The organism is Paenibacillus sp. JZ16, from assembly GCF_015326965.1.
Lineage (GTDB): Bacteria > Bacillota > Bacilli > Paenibacillales > Paenibacillaceae > Paenibacillus_AQ.
Genome location: NZ_CP017659.1, coordinates 4,990,557 through 5,004,294 on the forward strand (window position 1 = coordinate 4,990,557; position 13,738 = coordinate 5,004,294).

At 50.5% G+C, this 13,738-nt stretch carries 14 protein-coding genes and 1 pseudogene; 13 read left to right on the forward strand and 2 right to left on the reverse strand.

Going from position 1 to position 13,738, the window contains the following annotated elements; genetic code table 11:
* Window positions 1-23: 23 nt before the first annotated feature.
* The 13 genes and pseudogenes from BJP58_RS22465 (at window position 24) to BJP58_RS22525 (ending at window position 13,145) form a co-directional block, all read left to right on the forward strand.
* Window positions 24-767, forward strand: coding sequence for a helix-turn-helix domain-containing protein (locus BJP58_RS22465; protein ID WP_194540636.1), 744 nt, complete (start codon window positions 24-26; stop codon window positions 765-767).
* Between the two features lie 41 nt (window positions 768-808).
* The gene (locus BJP58_RS22470) at window positions 809-949 is read left to right on the forward strand and encodes a hypothetical protein (RefSeq protein ID WP_194540637.1); all 141 of its coding nucleotides are present in this window, start codon (window positions 809-811) and stop codon (window positions 947-949) included.
* A 110-nt stretch (window positions 950-1,059) separates the two neighbouring features.
* Entirely contained in the window at window positions 1,060-1,530 is a 471-nt protein-coding gene (locus BJP58_RS22475; protein WP_194540638.1) for a DinB family protein, read from the forward strand.
* Window positions 1,531-2,083: 553 nt separating this feature from the next.
* Entirely contained in the window at window positions 2,084-2,638 is a 555-nt protein-coding gene (locus BJP58_RS22480; protein ID WP_194540639.1) for a glycerol-3-phosphate responsive antiterminator, read from the forward strand.
* A 300-nt stretch (window positions 2,639-2,938) separates the two neighbouring features.
* Window positions 2,939-4,276 carry an ABC transporter substrate-binding protein gene (locus BJP58_RS22485; protein ID WP_194540640.1) on the forward strand — a complete coding sequence of 446 codons (1,338 nt, stop codon included), beginning with the start codon at window positions 2,939-2,941 and terminating at the stop codon, window positions 4,274-4,276.
* Complete coding sequence (locus tag BJP58_RS22490) at window positions 4,276-5,232, forward strand: carbohydrate ABC transporter permease (RefSeq protein WP_374198218.1); 957 nt, start codon at window positions 4,276-4,278, stop codon at window positions 5,230-5,232. The genes BJP58_RS22485 and BJP58_RS22490 overlap by 1 nt, the downstream gene beginning before the upstream one ends.
* Window positions 5,222-6,082 carry a carbohydrate ABC transporter permease gene (locus BJP58_RS22495; protein WP_194540642.1) on the forward strand — a complete coding sequence of 287 codons (861 nt, stop codon included), beginning with the start codon at window positions 5,222-5,224 and terminating at the stop codon, window positions 6,080-6,082. Before BJP58_RS22490 ends, BJP58_RS22495 begins: the two co-directional genes overlap by 11 nt.
* Window positions 6,083-6,326: 244 nt before the next feature.
* Window positions 6,327-7,046 carry a glycerophosphodiester phosphodiesterase gene (locus tag BJP58_RS22500; RefSeq protein ID WP_194540643.1) on the forward strand — a complete coding sequence of 240 codons (720 nt, stop codon included), beginning with the start codon at window positions 6,327-6,329 and terminating at the stop codon, window positions 7,044-7,046.
* Window positions 7,047-7,407: 361 nt separating this feature from the next.
* Window positions 7,408-8,855 (forward strand): annotated as a pseudogene (locus BJP58_RS22505) (MDR family MFS transporter).
* 28 nt (window positions 8,856-8,883) lie between these two features.
* On the forward strand, window positions 8,884-9,483 hold the full coding sequence (locus tag BJP58_RS22510; protein ID WP_233354729.1) for a TetR/AcrR family transcriptional regulator: 600 nt from the start codon (window positions 8,884-8,886) through the stop codon (window positions 9,481-9,483).
* Between the two features lie 167 nt (window positions 9,484-9,650).
* Window positions 9,651-10,682: a copper amine oxidase N-terminal domain-containing protein gene (locus tag BJP58_RS22515; RefSeq protein ID WP_194540645.1), complete on the forward strand. Its 1,032-nt coding sequence runs from the start codon at window positions 9,651-9,653 to the stop codon at window positions 10,680-10,682.
* Window positions 10,683-10,933: 251 nt separating this feature from the next.
* Window positions 10,934-12,256, forward strand: coding sequence for an MFS transporter (locus BJP58_RS22520; RefSeq protein WP_194540646.1), 1,323 nt, complete (start codon window positions 10,934-10,936; stop codon window positions 12,254-12,256).
* A complete protein-coding gene (locus tag BJP58_RS22525) occupies window positions 12,228-13,145 on the forward strand; it encodes a polysaccharide deacetylase family protein (protein ID WP_194540647.1) in 918 nt (305 codons plus the stop codon). The genes BJP58_RS22520 and BJP58_RS22525 overlap by 29 nt, the downstream gene beginning before the upstream one ends.
* A 104-nt stretch (window positions 13,146-13,249) precedes the next feature.
* On the opposite strand, the gene BJP58_RS33725 is transcribed toward BJP58_RS22525, so the two are convergent.
* Both BJP58_RS33725 and BJP58_RS33965 read right to left on the reverse strand, forming a co-directional pair.
* Entirely contained in the window at window positions 13,250-13,600 is a 351-nt protein-coding gene (locus BJP58_RS33725; RefSeq protein ID WP_233354730.1) for a hypothetical protein, read from the reverse strand.
* A complete protein-coding gene (locus BJP58_RS33965; protein ID WP_267907833.1) occupies window positions 13,597-13,728 on the reverse strand; it encodes a hypothetical protein in 132 nt (43 codons plus the stop codon). Before BJP58_RS33965 ends, BJP58_RS33725 begins: the two co-directional genes overlap by 4 nt.
* Window positions 13,729-13,738 lie beyond the last annotated feature (10 nt).

Here is a 13,738-nt window from a genome sequence, read left to right on the forward strand (position 1 = left end):
TATTTTTAGGTGGTGTAGAAATAATGAAAGGGCCTTCACGCTCGGGAAACCGTCCGTTTTATCTGTCCTCCCGTATGCATTATTTGCGCGAGAATTTTATCCATCCCCCGTTTGATTATGAGCACGAACTGCTGGAAGCGATCCGCTTCGGCGATGAGAATAGAGCCATGGATATGCTTCGTAAGATTAACGAGCTGGAAGCGGCTGTGCTTGCGACGTATCCGCTTCGGTCGAAGAAGAATGCCCTGATTGCGTCCTGTACCTTATTTACCCGGGCGATCATCAAAGGCGGCGTAGATCCTGAGATTGCCTTTCATTTAAGTGATACGATGATCCTTGAGATTGAGAAAATGACCGATGTGGAGCGGCTGGTTCATTTTGAATATGAGATGCTGGTGCAGTTTGTGTCGATGATTCGCTCCGAGAAGGAAGACGTGTCGTTCTCTCACATTGTGAATCTGGCGATCTATTACATCCGGGAGCATATTTTCGAGGAGTTGTCCCTGCAGAGGGTTGCGGAGTATTTGAAAGTCCATCCGAGTTATCTGTCCGATCGCTTTAAGCGGGAGACGGGCGAACCCTTGACAACCTTTATTAATCGGCGGAAGATCGAGGAATCCAAGCATTTGCTGGCCAATACGAATCAGTCGATATCGGAAATTGCGTTTACGTTCAAGTTTTGCAGCCAGAGTTATTATACGCAATTATTCAAGAATTTTACGGGGATGACGCCGAGACAATTCCGGATCAGCGGTACGGCGCGATAAAGGACGATCATAATGAACAACGAGAAGAGAGAGACACCCTCATGAAGAAACTAATGCAGAAAATGCTTCACTTAAGTCTGGAGAAAAAGCTGATTGCGGCGTTAGTTCTTGAGAATGCAACCGGATTTCAACTCGTTGGCCGATCGGTCATACGATGTATGGAGGAGCAACCTGTCTCTTAGCTTTTAAGATCAGGTTGTTTTTTGTTGAAATATCAGGAACGTATGTTCTATAATGATGAAGCGAGTTTGAACCTATAAGTGTTTTATACATACCAGATTGGGGAGAACCTATGAATTCCTATTGTACATATGCATTGCATCAAATCGAGGTGGCTGTCATCTCTGTTGTTGCGATTATCGACAGGCTGGATGAATCGGATTTGCTCGTTCAACCGACAGAAGACAAGCATTCCGTTGGAGAGCTGCTCAAGCATATTGCAGTGATCTGCCGGGCTGATTTTTACATATCGGGCGGGGCCACGCAAGAGGAGATGGATGCTTATTATGAGGGCGTGTCGTTAAATAACCTGAAGGATATACAGGCCGAATTGTTAAGCAGCTATTCACATTTGGAGCAGGCATTCAGAGACATGACGGAAGAAGAGCTCCATCAAGAGAAGACTTCCTACTGGGGCGTCACCTATTCAAGGTATGAATGGCTGCTTGAAATCGTCGCCCATCTGTATCACCATCGAGGACAACTGCATGCGATGCTGGTTCACTGTAACGGGAAGGATCCGAAGGTTCCGTTATTCGAATAGTTTTCGCCAGGAAGAGGAGATCAAGGCAGGGCCGCGCAACGATCGGGACGTAAAGCCGCTCAACATACAGCGGTTGTTGCCGGTTCGGAAACCCTTCGAAGCGAATTGTGCAGATATTAACCATAGATTTAAGTTTACATGGACTCGAATTTCCCTTCCGGATTCGGGTCCTTTATATCTTGCAGCATCATAAATTCGTCGTTCGCGCCATGATATTTGTTACATTGAATTGATATTCTTTTAAATTCGACAAAATAATACAAATTTCGCTATAGACTACGGCTAAATCATTCCTCTATGATAGATATTAAATAGCTTGGCAAGCTATTCTGAAAGCGCTATCCTGATCTTCGCTGAACCGAATGATCCTAAGTCTAGGGGGAATCCACCAAACCAGGGGACATAGCAGAATCCGTTAATTGAATGGTAAGCGCATACATGATGTGTCGAAGCCTTGATGAGTGCCGTTAACACAGATTTTACATATCGTTAATACTCTCATGATCCTAACGCCTTACCATAAGAGTGTTCGGTAAAAGGGGGACACGCACTTATGGCAGAACAAAGGACACGGCGTCTTCCCGTAATCGCTTCGATTACCAAGCTGGAACAGATCGATGCGGCTGTGAACAGCACGGTGGAACGGGTGAACCTGATGACAGGCGATATTTTGAAACTCAGGGATATCGTGAATCGACTTCACTCCTCAGGCAAAAAAGTGTTTGTTCATCTGGAGATGGTAAGCGGCATTGGCCGGGATAATTCGGCGGTGCAGTATTTGGCCGATTCGTACAAGATCGACGGGATCATTACGACGAAGACGAATACGGTATTGGCTTCGCGCCAAGCGGGCATTAGCTCAATACAGCGAGTGTTTGCCATTGATACGACAGCTTTAAGAACCGCAGTGAAAATGATCGGACAAGCCCGTCCGGATGAGGTGGAACTAATGCCGGGACTCATGCCCCGCGTAATCCGCGACCTGAAGAAGGAAATTCACTGTCCGCTTATTGTGGGAGGTTTTTTACGAAGCGAGGAAGAAATCGATGAGGCGCTGGCAAACGGTGCAGACCTCGTATCTACAGGAGATACGCGTTTTTGGACGTAAGGTTCCCTGTACGGTGATGGATTAACTATAATTACATATTTGCTAGGGGTGGAGACGATGAGATAACCCGAGTAGCAGCTACTTTAGCTTTTATAGGAGGTGGTGGCTCTTAGGTTGCGCTCTTTTTGACGTCTCTATTTTTGTGCGCTTTTTAAGGGGTAGACGGGTTGAGTGGATGGGAGATTTCCCTCATTCCTTTAGGATCCGCGTGCCGTTGAACCGGCCATTTTGTTGAAGTGGATGGACAGCAGTGATGAAGATGAATGATGAGTAGATTCGAAAGGGGACAATTGATCATCTATGAAAAAGAAATCATGGTTGTTAATGTTACTGACCATATTTATGGTTATTACCACAGCTTGCGGAGGCGGCGGTGGAAGTGAAAGCGCCGGAGGAGAGGTTTCGCTCGACGATGTGGAAGCCGCTTCGATGGATATGAAGAATGATACAACACCTGTCAAAATCCAGTACTGGCATGCCCACGCGGATGCTCAACTGGAAGGCTTGAACTACATGATCGCAGAATTCCAGAAGAAGTACCCGCATATTACGGTAGAGCCGGTGTTCCAGGGCGGCTATCCTGATCTTCACAAAAAATTATCGGCTGCAGTGGCTGCGAATGACGTGCCGGCTGTAACGAATGTTGAAGTTGCGTCCCTGCCTAACTTTGCGGACAGCGGTGTGTTCTCTGATTTGGGCCCATGGATTAAGCGCGATGAAGTGAAGATGGACGATTTCGCCAAAGGAATGCTGAATGCATATGCATTCAACGGCAAGCAATATGGGTTCCCTCTGATCGTTAGTACCAGTGTGTTTGTATACAACAAAACGATGCTGGACGAGCTGGGTGTAGAGCCGCCGCAAAAGTGGGATGAGATCGATGACTTTAATGCGAAGGTAACGAAAAAAGAAGGCGACAAAACGACGCGTTATGCCTTCTCCGTTCCTGGCTGGGATACGTGGTATTACGATCCGTGGAACATTAACGGCGGCGGACAAATCCTGACCGAGGACCTGAGTGCATCGGCCGTTGAGAATGAAGAGTCGCTTCGTTATCTTCAGAATTTCTACAAATGGCAAAATGAAGGCCACATGCATATGGGCTTCGGGAAGGGTGCTTCCGATAATATGCGCCAAATGTTCCTGGGCGGCGAGATCGCCATGGTTCAGCATTCATCGGCTTTGCTCAAGATGTACCGCGAGAATGCGGACTTTGAGGTTGGCGTATCCTTTATCCCTGGCGATAAAGTTCGGACCTCCAACATTGGCGGCGCGGGGATCGTCATGATGGACGGTGCCGAGGATCTGGAGAAAGAAGCGGCTTGGAAATTTATCGAGTTCATGACTTCGGCGGAGCAAAACATTAAGTGGGCTGAATCCGTTGGATACCTGCCGACAAGAAAATCCGCAATCGAGTCTGAGGAAGGCAATCAATATTTCGAAAGATGGCCGCAATACAGAGCGGTATACGAGCATTTTGATGAAGTAACGCCGCGTCTGCAGCACCCGGCTTACCCTGAATTCAGCGAAGTTTATAAGGAAGTCGTAGGGGAAATGGTGCTGAACAAAAAAGATCCGACACCACTTATGCAGGATGCAGCCAAAAAGATCAACGATATTCTGGCTGACTATGAGTGATGCCTATGGAGACCAATAAACAAGTGACAAAGGCGGCGTCCAATCGGGCGACCGCTTCGGTCTCTAAACGGATGTCTCATACGTTGATCGAGAAGTGGAAGGACTTTTCGTTCGCGGTTCCGGCGTTGTTATTCATGGGCGTGTTTTTGTATTATCCCCTGGGCTATTCCGTGTACATTAGTTTTACGAACTGGAACATGACCCGTCCCGTGAAGAAATTCGTGGGCGTCGATAACTATACGCGCTTGCTGTCGAACTCGGATTTCTATCACTCCTTGAAGGTCACGTTCTTGTATACCGTGATGGACGTTGTATTTACGCTTGTCATCGGACTGCTGCTGGCGTTGCTGCTCAACGTGTCGTCGTCACGGTTGTTCGGATTCATGCGCGGCGTCATTTTTATGCCCTATTACATCTCGATGGTTGTCGCGGCCATGGTATTTACATGGATTTACAATGGACAATACGGGCTATTGAATTCCATTGTTTCCTGGTTCGGCATGGAGCCGGTCGAATGGCTGACCAACCCTTCGACGGCACTGCCGGCGCTGGTTGCCGTTTCCGTATGGAAGGGCGTCGGCTTTGCGATGATCCTCTTTATTGCAGGTATGCGCGGGATTCCGGCCGAGTATTATGAGGCAGCTTCGATTGATGGAGCCAGCAAGTTCCGGCAGTTCCGCAACATTACGCTGCCGCTCTTGTCGCCTATGACCCTGTTTTTGGTCATCACCAGCTTTATCTCCTCTATGCAGGTGTTCCAGTCGATCGACGTCATGACGGGCGGCGGTCCGCTCAAGGCAACGAATGCGATTGTGTACTGGATCTATACGATGGCCTTTGATGAATTCAAAACAGGAAGAGCCTCGGCGCTTGTCATGATTCTGTTTGTAATCATATTGCTGTTAACATTGGTACAATGGGTGGTCAGCAGGAAGAAGGTGCACTATGAAGGATAATTATATGGCTGGATCCGCCAAGAACCGGAAGGCCATGATGACGCTCCGCGTGATCGGAGCCGTGATCGTGACCCTCGTCATGTTCTTTCCGGTGTACTGGCTGCTGATCAGCGCGCTCAAGACGCAGTCCGAGATGCGAATGGCCGTTCCTACATTCTGGCCGGAAAACTTTGCCTGGCAGAACTTTGCCGAAGCCTTCCGGGTTATCCCTTACGCCCGGTTCTTCGGCAATACCTTGCTCATGGCGGTCGGCACCATTATTCTGCAGCTGAACGTGGCGCTCATGGCCGCTTATGCATTCGCGAAGGGGAAGTTCTGGGGACGGGACGCGCTGTTTCTGTTGGTGCTTGCCGCGTTGATCGTTCCGGAGCAGGTGATTTTCGTTCCCGTGTACGTCATGATGTCCAAACTCGATTGGCTGAACACCTTCTGGGCGCTTATCGTACCTCACGGGGCGTCCGCCTATGCGATATTCCTGCTCAGGCAGGCGTTCAAATCGATTAACAACGACGTGCTGGAAGCGGCACGCGTGGATGGAGCCGGTCGGTTCTCCATTCTGTACAGGCTGTTGTTCCCGATGGCGATGCCGACGATCGTCACCATGGGCGTGCTGATCTTCATTTCGTCCTGGAATTCATATTTTTGGCCGCTGATCATGACCAACAACAACGACATGCGTGTGCTTACGGTAGGTATTGCGATGCTGCGGGATTCCATTGCCGGAAATGAAGCGATGTTCTTCAATGTCATTATGGCGTCCAGCGTCATGGCGATTATCCCGATCGTACTGGTCTTTACGGTCATGCAGAAACATATTGTGGCCGCGATGGCGAATTCAACGTTTAAATAACCACATAACCGAATGAAGCGGTATTCAAGACGGCATGGAAACGGTGGGCAAGGATACACCGCTATGCCGTCTCTCTGTATTCTCCCGAAGGTTATGATCTGCTGCAGACAGCAGGGATCGGAAAGTTCATGGCGAACAGTCCTATAGAGCTTTAAATACCACCCCGATTACGTAAGTCAGTCCGTTACCGTAAGATACTGGCGTGATCGAGGCCATCAATCGACTAGATATGGAGGAATTGCACATGGAAGTACGTGGATTGGCTCATAGAGGGTATCCGCTGAAATACCCGGAGAACACGATGCTGGGCTTTCAGAAAGCATTGGAGCTTGGCTTCTCGCACTTGGAGCTGGATGTTCAGCTGACGAAGGACGGCGTGCCCGTTGTGATTCATGATGCGACGGTAAACCGGACGACCAACGGAACAGGGGCAATCAATGCCTTCACGCTGGAGGAAATACGCAAGCTGGATGCAGGTTCAGGAGAAGTGATTCCCACGCTGGAGGAAGCACTGCGTTTTGCCAAGGATCGGATGATCGTTGACATTGAGCTGAAGCAGATGGGGGATACCTACCCCGGCCTGGAACAGAAGGTCATTGACGTAATTAAGGATACGGGCATGGAGAAGCAGGTGTTTCTCACCTCCTTCGATCATTATTCCATTGAACGGGCACGCTCCCTGGATCCTGACATTGAGCTGGGCCTTGTGATTTATGGAGCTACGCCATCGGTGTTCCCTTATCTGGAGAAGATCGGGGCTCGTTATGTGTCCGTCAAATATGTGTACGTGACTCCTTCCTTTATGGAGGAGGCGCGCAAGCGGGGCATCCAGCTCATTGTCTGGACGCCGGACGATGAGGCTGTACTGGCATCTCTTGCCCAATACCCTGAGCTCTTGATCGTTACGAACAATCTGGAGGGCTGGGCCAGAGTATACAAGGAGAAGATTGCGCTGAACGCCTAACGGCTCCAGAAAAACTGATGCGCAAGCTGGGTGATATGTACAAGGCGCCGCTTGCATTTATAAGGTTAGGGGAAACGCCCGTTGACGGTCCCTGGAGTAGGCAGGTGTATGTATCAAAGGATCTGTCCTGGTCTTGGAGCGGGGGCAGGTCCTGTGTTAATTAATGGGTTTAAATATCTGATATCCTGCGTGTTCTGCTGCTTATACTAGCGGATAATGCGGCGGGCTTTATTCGGATTGCCGAATTTGAAAATTTAATGAAAATTTTCAGTTGACCTGCGGACAATTGTCCGTTAGAATAAAAAACGCGTTACCGGACAATTGTCCGTATACAGAGATAAGGGAGGATAAGGTCTTGGATATGGGAGTGGGGCCAAGTTCGGCCAAGATTGATTTAAGTAAAATAAAGAGAGGGCCGATTGTTGCCGCACTGATTATCGGCGCGTTCGTTTCCATCTTGAATGAGACACTGCTGAACATCGCTTTCCCAAGCTTGATGGAGCAGTTTGGTATTGGAGAGTCGACGGTTCAGTGGCTTTCAACATCCTATATGCTGGTTGTCGGTATTCTGGTGCCGGTCACGGCGCTGCTGCAGCTGTGGTTCACGACAAGACAGATGTTTATAGGCGCCATGACGCTATTTCTTATAGGTACGATTATCTGCGGCTTCTCACCGGTATTCGGGGTGCTGCTGGTAGGGCGTATCCTGCAAGCGGTCGGAACGGGGCTCATGCTGCCTGTTCTGATGAACACCATACTTAGTATTTATCCGCCTCAGAATCGCGGAGCTGCTATGGGCATGATCGGTCTTGTCATCATGACGGCCCCGGCGATCGGACCGACGCTTTCGGGCTTGATCGTGGACGCGCTGAACTGGCGCTGGTTGTTCTATCTGGTCATTCCATTGGCTGCGTTCTCCATCATATTTGCTGCGGTTTTCCTGAAGAACGTATCCGTACTGACCAAGCCGAAGGTCGATTATATTTCGATTATTCTGTCTACCATCGGTTTCGGGGTATCGTATATGGATTCAGCAGCGCCGGAGAAGGCACCTGGTCTGATCCGAAGGTGATTTGGTGCATTGCGGCAGGGGCCATCAGCTTGCTGTTCTTTGTATGGCGCCAACTGAAGATGAAGGAACCGATGCTGGATCTGCGTACCTTCAAATTCCCGATGTTCTCACTCGTGACCGTTCTGATGCTGGTGCTAATGATGAGCATGTTCTCCACCATGATCATGCTGCCATTGTTCCTGCAGAACGCACTGGGCTTAACTGCGCTTGCGGCAGGCCTGGTTATGATGCCTGGTGGTATCATCAACGGATTGATGGCTCCGATTACAGGGAAGCTGTTCGATAAGTTCGGACCGAGGGTTCTGATTATCCCAGGTCTTGCTCTCTTGAGTATCGCTATTTTCCTGTTCTCGCGCATCGACGCTTCATGGACCGGTGGTTATGTTATCTTCCTTCATGTTATGATGATGATAGGGATTTCGATGGTTATGATGCCGGCCCAGACTACAGCTTTGAATCAGCTGCCGCGCTTGCTGTATCCGCATGGAACAGCCATCATGAATACACTGCAGCAGGTAGCAGGAGCCGTAGGTATGGCGCTCTTTATCAGCATCATGACAGCAGGTGCTAAAAATTACGTTGAAACAACCGGGGATCTCAATCCGGTAGAGAGCATGGTTGCCGGTCTTCATAATGCTTTCGTAATCGGACTTGTTCTTGCAATCATCGCTTTAGTACTGGGATTATTTGTTAAACGCACAACTTCACCCGTTGAAGAAGAACAGTCTGCTGCATAAGGTTCCCGTGTGTTCAAATTAGAAAGGGATGCGTGCATTGCCGAAAGAGAATGACGAGTTGGGTCAAAAGATTTTGGATACGGCTCAGGCTTTATTTAATAAATACGGAGTCGAGGACGTCTCCATGCATCAAGTGGCGAAAACGGCCGGGATCGGGCAAGGCACCTTGTACCGCCGTTACCCCAGCAAGAGCAAGATTTGCTTTACGCTGATGGAAGCCAAGATCGATCGGTTTATGGAGGGGCTGGAGGTTTACCTTCAGAGCAGCGAAGGTGAACCGGTGGCTCATCGGCTGCGGACGGTGATGACGAAGGTCATTCTCCATTTCAATGAAGATTTGGAGTGGCTACGGGTAATGCTGACCTCTGACCGGCTGGAGGACACCAAGAACATTATGTGTGAGAACCCGCCCTTCACGTTTTTGCGGTTTCAGATCAAGCGCCTGCTGGAGCGTGCGGCGGAGCAGGGAGTACTGATGCCGCTAGACCCTCAGTTTACCTCTGTGATGCTCGCATCTCTGCCGCGCGCGGATATCATTCTATACATGCGTGATGTGGGATACAGCGCGGAGCAGATAGCGGAGGAATACTGCAGAAGCTTTGTTGACCCGCTGTTTATTCATCGCTAAGTCAGATAATAGAGGCCGTTTCGGAAGACTTGATAAGTCTAACCCGGAACGGCCTTTTTGCGTGCTATCTTCCACATTCACTTATCATTTCATTGCAACATTTGGCAAATACGCCCGTCAGTATAGTAGTACATGATAAGTTAAGGCACCTAGAAAGGATGATGAGCATGAACAAACAATGGAAGAAGCAAGCAGCGACACTGATGGTTGCGGCCATCGCTGTCTCCGGTGGAGCAGCGGCTTATGCGGCACCCCAAACTGGAGGCAGCCAGGAACAGAAACCGGTCGTAATTTCGGCTGTAATGGATTATGGCGTTCTGGTTAACGGTAAGGAAGTGGCGGGCACCGGTTATATGAACGCCGATGCGAAGCAGGTCATGATTCCGCTGCGGAGTGTATCCGAGGCGCTCGGACTTGAACTGAGCTGGAATCAACAGGACCGCTCTGCGGAGCTGACTAAACCGGGATCCCCGATCTGGACTCTCGTGCAAACGGGCAAAGACCAGTATGCGGTTAACAAAATGTATAAGTCCCTCGGCGCTGCGCCGGTGAATGTGAAGGGTACGCTTTATGTTCCGGCTAACTTCTTCAGCGAAGTGCTCCATGTTAACGTCTCGGCCGATGGCACGAAAGTGAGCATCTCGTCCGAGGAAGAAGTGAAGAAGGAAACCGTCACTGGCAAAATCACCGAAATTATCAATAACGAAGATCGCCAAGCCGTTCACATAAACGGAACGGGAACGGAAGGAATCCTTCTGAACGTGGATGAGAACACCGTTATCCGCGGTGAAGAAGGCAAGGACATCGAGTTTAAGGATCTTGCGAAGGGGATGGAGATTGAAGCCGTTCACAGCCTGGCGATGACTATGAGCCTGCCTCCGCAGACCTATGCTTATGAAATCAGCGTGAAGTCGGACAAGGAAGAGACGGAGCAGCTCGCTACAGCCGGTGCCATCGCAGACATCAATGCGGATGGCGGCAGCCTGCGCGTAACGATTAAGGGTAAGGGATTAACGGAACAATCGCCGAATGAAGTCGTCCTGAATTTGACGCCTGAGACGGTTGTCGTGAATAAAGACGGAAAAACATTGAAAGCAAGCGATTTGGCTGATAATGCAGAGATTATCGGTTATTACAGCCCGGTGCTCACCAAGAGCCTGCCGCCGATCGGCAATGCGATCAAAATCGTTCTTCAATAAGGAATGAAAACAAGGAGCCTGGCGGATACGCCAGGCTTCTTAGTCGTTAATGTAAAGCGGGGGAATGGGGATTTGAGGGATTCCATGGCACAGACCCTTTCGGAAGATCATCTAAACTTATGGTTGCAAAATGGCCTTGCATGAACTTTATAGTGAGACCTCTTTCCCTCCCTCCAGCAAGAGCAGGTATATTCGTGCCATGCGCAGAATACTGTACAACAAAATCGTCCATGACGGATGGAGGGAAACGGATGAAGCGCAGTTGGGTGAATTCGCCGTATTCATATTCGCTTGGCATGTTTGCCATGATGGTTCCGAGCCAGGCGTTCAGCTCCTTTTACATCTTTTTCTACGTGGATACATTGGGTCTTGGCATAGGGCTGGCATCCCTGGCACGAACCGTATTCCTGATCTGGGATGCGGTTAATAACCCGCTGATGGGGTATTGGTCCGACCGTACGAAGACCCGGCTGGGGCGGCGCAGGCCGTGGGTATTCGGCGCCATTCCGCTGTTTATGCTGACCTTCGTGCTGGTGTTCTCGCCGCCGGAAGGATTGTCTGAGAACGGACTGTTCTTGTGGTTCTTAGTTGCCCTTATCCTGTATGAAGCGGTAGCGACCGTATTATGGGTCAATTATGGAGCGCTGTTTCCTGAGCTGTTCCGCGGAGACCGCATCCGGGCGAAAGCCTCGGCCATTCAGCAGGGCTACCAGGTTGTGGCGTTATTGATCGGTACCGCGCTGACCCCGATTATTTATGACGCCATGGGATTTTCGAGTATGGCGATTCTGTACGCGCTGCTGTTCGGCGTGTTCATGTTCCTCTGCATGATGAGCGTCCGGGAGCAGGAGGCCTACAGCGCCAGCGAGCCGCTCAAGCTTGTCCAAGCATTCCGCGAAACCTTGCGCAACAAGAAGTTCTGGGTGTTTAACATCTCCAATTCATTCGCCCAGACGGTAAATGGACTAATAAGCTCGACGATCCCTTTTTACGCAAAATATGTGCTCAACATCCCGGATAATCAAGTATCTATTCTGCTGGCAGCTGTGTTTGTATCGGTCATTCCGCTGGTATCCGTCTGGTACTGGATGATCCGCCGGATGGACGGCGTGAAGGCATGGCGTTTGTCGCTAGGAGTATATGGGTTATCCGTCATCCCTCTGTGGTTTGGCTATGATCTGATCAGCGGGATTCTGGCAGGCATCGGCGTGGGATTCGGTCTTGCGGGATTTCTGGTAACGCCGGCCATGGTGAGCGGCAACATCATCGACGAAGATGCGGAGCGGACGGGGCTGCGCAGAGAGGGGATCTATACGGCTGTCAGCGGATTTATTACGCGTTCCAGCGGATTGATCTCTGCCCTGGCATTTTTTGTGGTAGGCATGATATTCGGGTATGAAAGCGGTGACAACCCGGGGAGCGATCCGGAATCGACCTTCAGGTATTTGATTAGTGTCGTTCCATTGTGCTTGCTGGCGATTTCCTTCCTGTTATCGTTTGCAACCAAAATCGAATTCTCAAAAACCATAGGAGGCGGGCACGACCATGGAGCGAAGACTGATCATCAACTGTGACGATTTCGGGCAGAGCAAGGCCATGAATGAGGCGATCCGGCATCTGCTGGAGGAGAACAAAGTCTCTTCGGCAACCATTATGACCGTGGCTCCCGGCTTTGAAGAGGCGGCCTCCTGGGCGGCACGCCGACGCCAACCGAATGTGGGGCTGCACCTCACCATGACGAGCGAATTCGAGGCTCTGCGATGGAGCAGCTTAACAGGGCATTCCTCCCTTCATGATGCCAGCGGCCATCAATACCGGACCGTTCAGGAGTTTGAACGCGGGGCAGAGACGGGTGCCGTGTTAAAAGAGCTGGAGGCGCAGTATAGGTTGGCGAGCCAGGCCGGGATCCGCATCAGCCATGTGGATAATCACATGGGCAGCCTGTACGGGATGGAAACGGGGCGAAGCCTCATTCCGCAGATGCTGTGGAAGACTTCGCGTTGGCGCCTCCCCGCGCGACTATTCCGCTATATCTACCCGGAGGATCCACTGCTCAGCTCGCTGCCGAATATCGAGCGTCCGGTCGCGCTCGCTTCAGGCCTTGCTGACACGTTTGGCGTGCCGATCCCGGATTATCTGCTCTCTCATCCGTTTCCTGTTGTTGAGGGAGAGACTTACGAGAGCTTCAAGCAATCGCTGATTGATAAGCTGTACAGACTCCCTGAAGGGGTCAGTGAAACCTACGTCCATCCCGGAGCGGAAGATGAATGGATGCTGGCGAATATCCCGCATTGGGAGAAGCGGGTATGGGAGTACCGGCTGCTGTTCGATGACGATTTTGCTTACGGACTGCGGGATGCCAAGGTGATTCTGACGGATTACCGTTATGTAGAGGAGCATTTAAAGAAGCCGCGCGTGCGCTCGGCCATGAAGCTGATGAAGGCAATGGCCAAAAAAACGTAAGTCTATGCCAAAACAAGCCCTGCCGCGGCACCGGCAGGGCTTGTTTGTCTGTTAAGTACGGTTGGCTTTCTCCGACCGATGCTAGATGCTGCTGACGTATAAGTTTACTTCGCTTCAGCTTCCAGCATAGCGATCTGTTCCTTGTATTGGTCCAGCAGCTTCGCCAATGCCTCTTTAATGGCATCCGAGTTCTTGGAACCTACGGCTTTGAAGAGGTCGATTCTGGCATGGATGAAAGCCAGATCTTCATCGCTGATTTTCACTGCCTCCAAACCAGCTGCCTCGCTATGGATCACGTCGTGTTTCACTATGCCGGCATCGGTTTTAACAGCTTCGGCTACTTCTATTGCCGTACCTTCTAGTGGAGTAAACTCCTTGATCTGGATCGCTTTGAATTCCTTGATATCCCCGCTGCCCGGGGACCCGTTGATATCTACAGCCGGAGTAGCCTTCACGGCAATTGCAATTCCGAATTCGCCATCACCCGTAACCGGCTGTGCATCACCGTTGTCTGCGTCGACAGCTGCAGCCTCCGAGAAGAAGAAGGTTCCCTCGGCTCCGGCAAGCTTGCCGTACTTCTCAAGCGTTTCTTT

Coding starts and splice junctions, on each gene's coding strand:
- BJP58_RS22490 (WP_374198218.1), top strand. CDS start 4,276: ATGCCTATGGAGACCAATAAACAAGTGACAAAGGCGGCGTCCAATCGG.
- BJP58_RS22475 (WP_194540638.1), top strand. CDS start 1,060: ATGAATTCCTATTGTACATATGCATTGCATCAAATCGAGGTGGCTGTC.
- BJP58_RS22500 (WP_194540643.1), top strand. CDS start 6,327: ATGGAAGTACGTGGATTGGCTCATAGAGGGTATCCGCTGAAATACCCG.
- BJP58_RS22520 (WP_194540646.1), top strand. CDS start 10,934: ATGAAGCGCAGTTGGGTGAATTCGCCGTATTCATATTCGCTTGGCATG.
- BJP58_RS22470 (WP_194540637.1), top strand. CDS start 809: ATGAAGAAACTAATGCAGAAAATGCTTCACTTAAGTCTGGAGAAAAAG.
- BJP58_RS22510 (WP_233354729.1), top strand. CDS start 8,884: ATGCGTGCATTGCCGAAAGAGAATGACGAGTTGGGTCAAAAGATTTTG.
- BJP58_RS22465 (WP_194540636.1), top strand. CDS start 24: ATGAAAGGGCCTTCACGCTCGGGAAACCGTCCGTTTTATCTGTCCTCC.
- BJP58_RS22495 (WP_194540642.1), top strand. CDS start 5,222: ATGAAGGATAATTATATGGCTGGATCCGCCAAGAACCGGAAGGCCATG.
- BJP58_RS22515 (WP_194540645.1), top strand. CDS start 9,651: ATGAACAAACAATGGAAGAAGCAAGCAGCGACACTGATGGTTGCGGCC.
- BJP58_RS22485 (WP_194540640.1), top strand. CDS start 2,939: ATGAAAAAGAAATCATGGTTGTTAATGTTACTGACCATATTTATGGTT.
- BJP58_RS22525 (WP_194540647.1), top strand. CDS start 12,228: ATGGAGCGAAGACTGATCATCAACTGTGACGATTTCGGGCAGAGCAAG.
- BJP58_RS22480 (WP_194540639.1), top strand. CDS start 2,084: ATGGCAGAACAAAGGACACGGCGTCTTCCCGTAATCGCTTCGATTACC.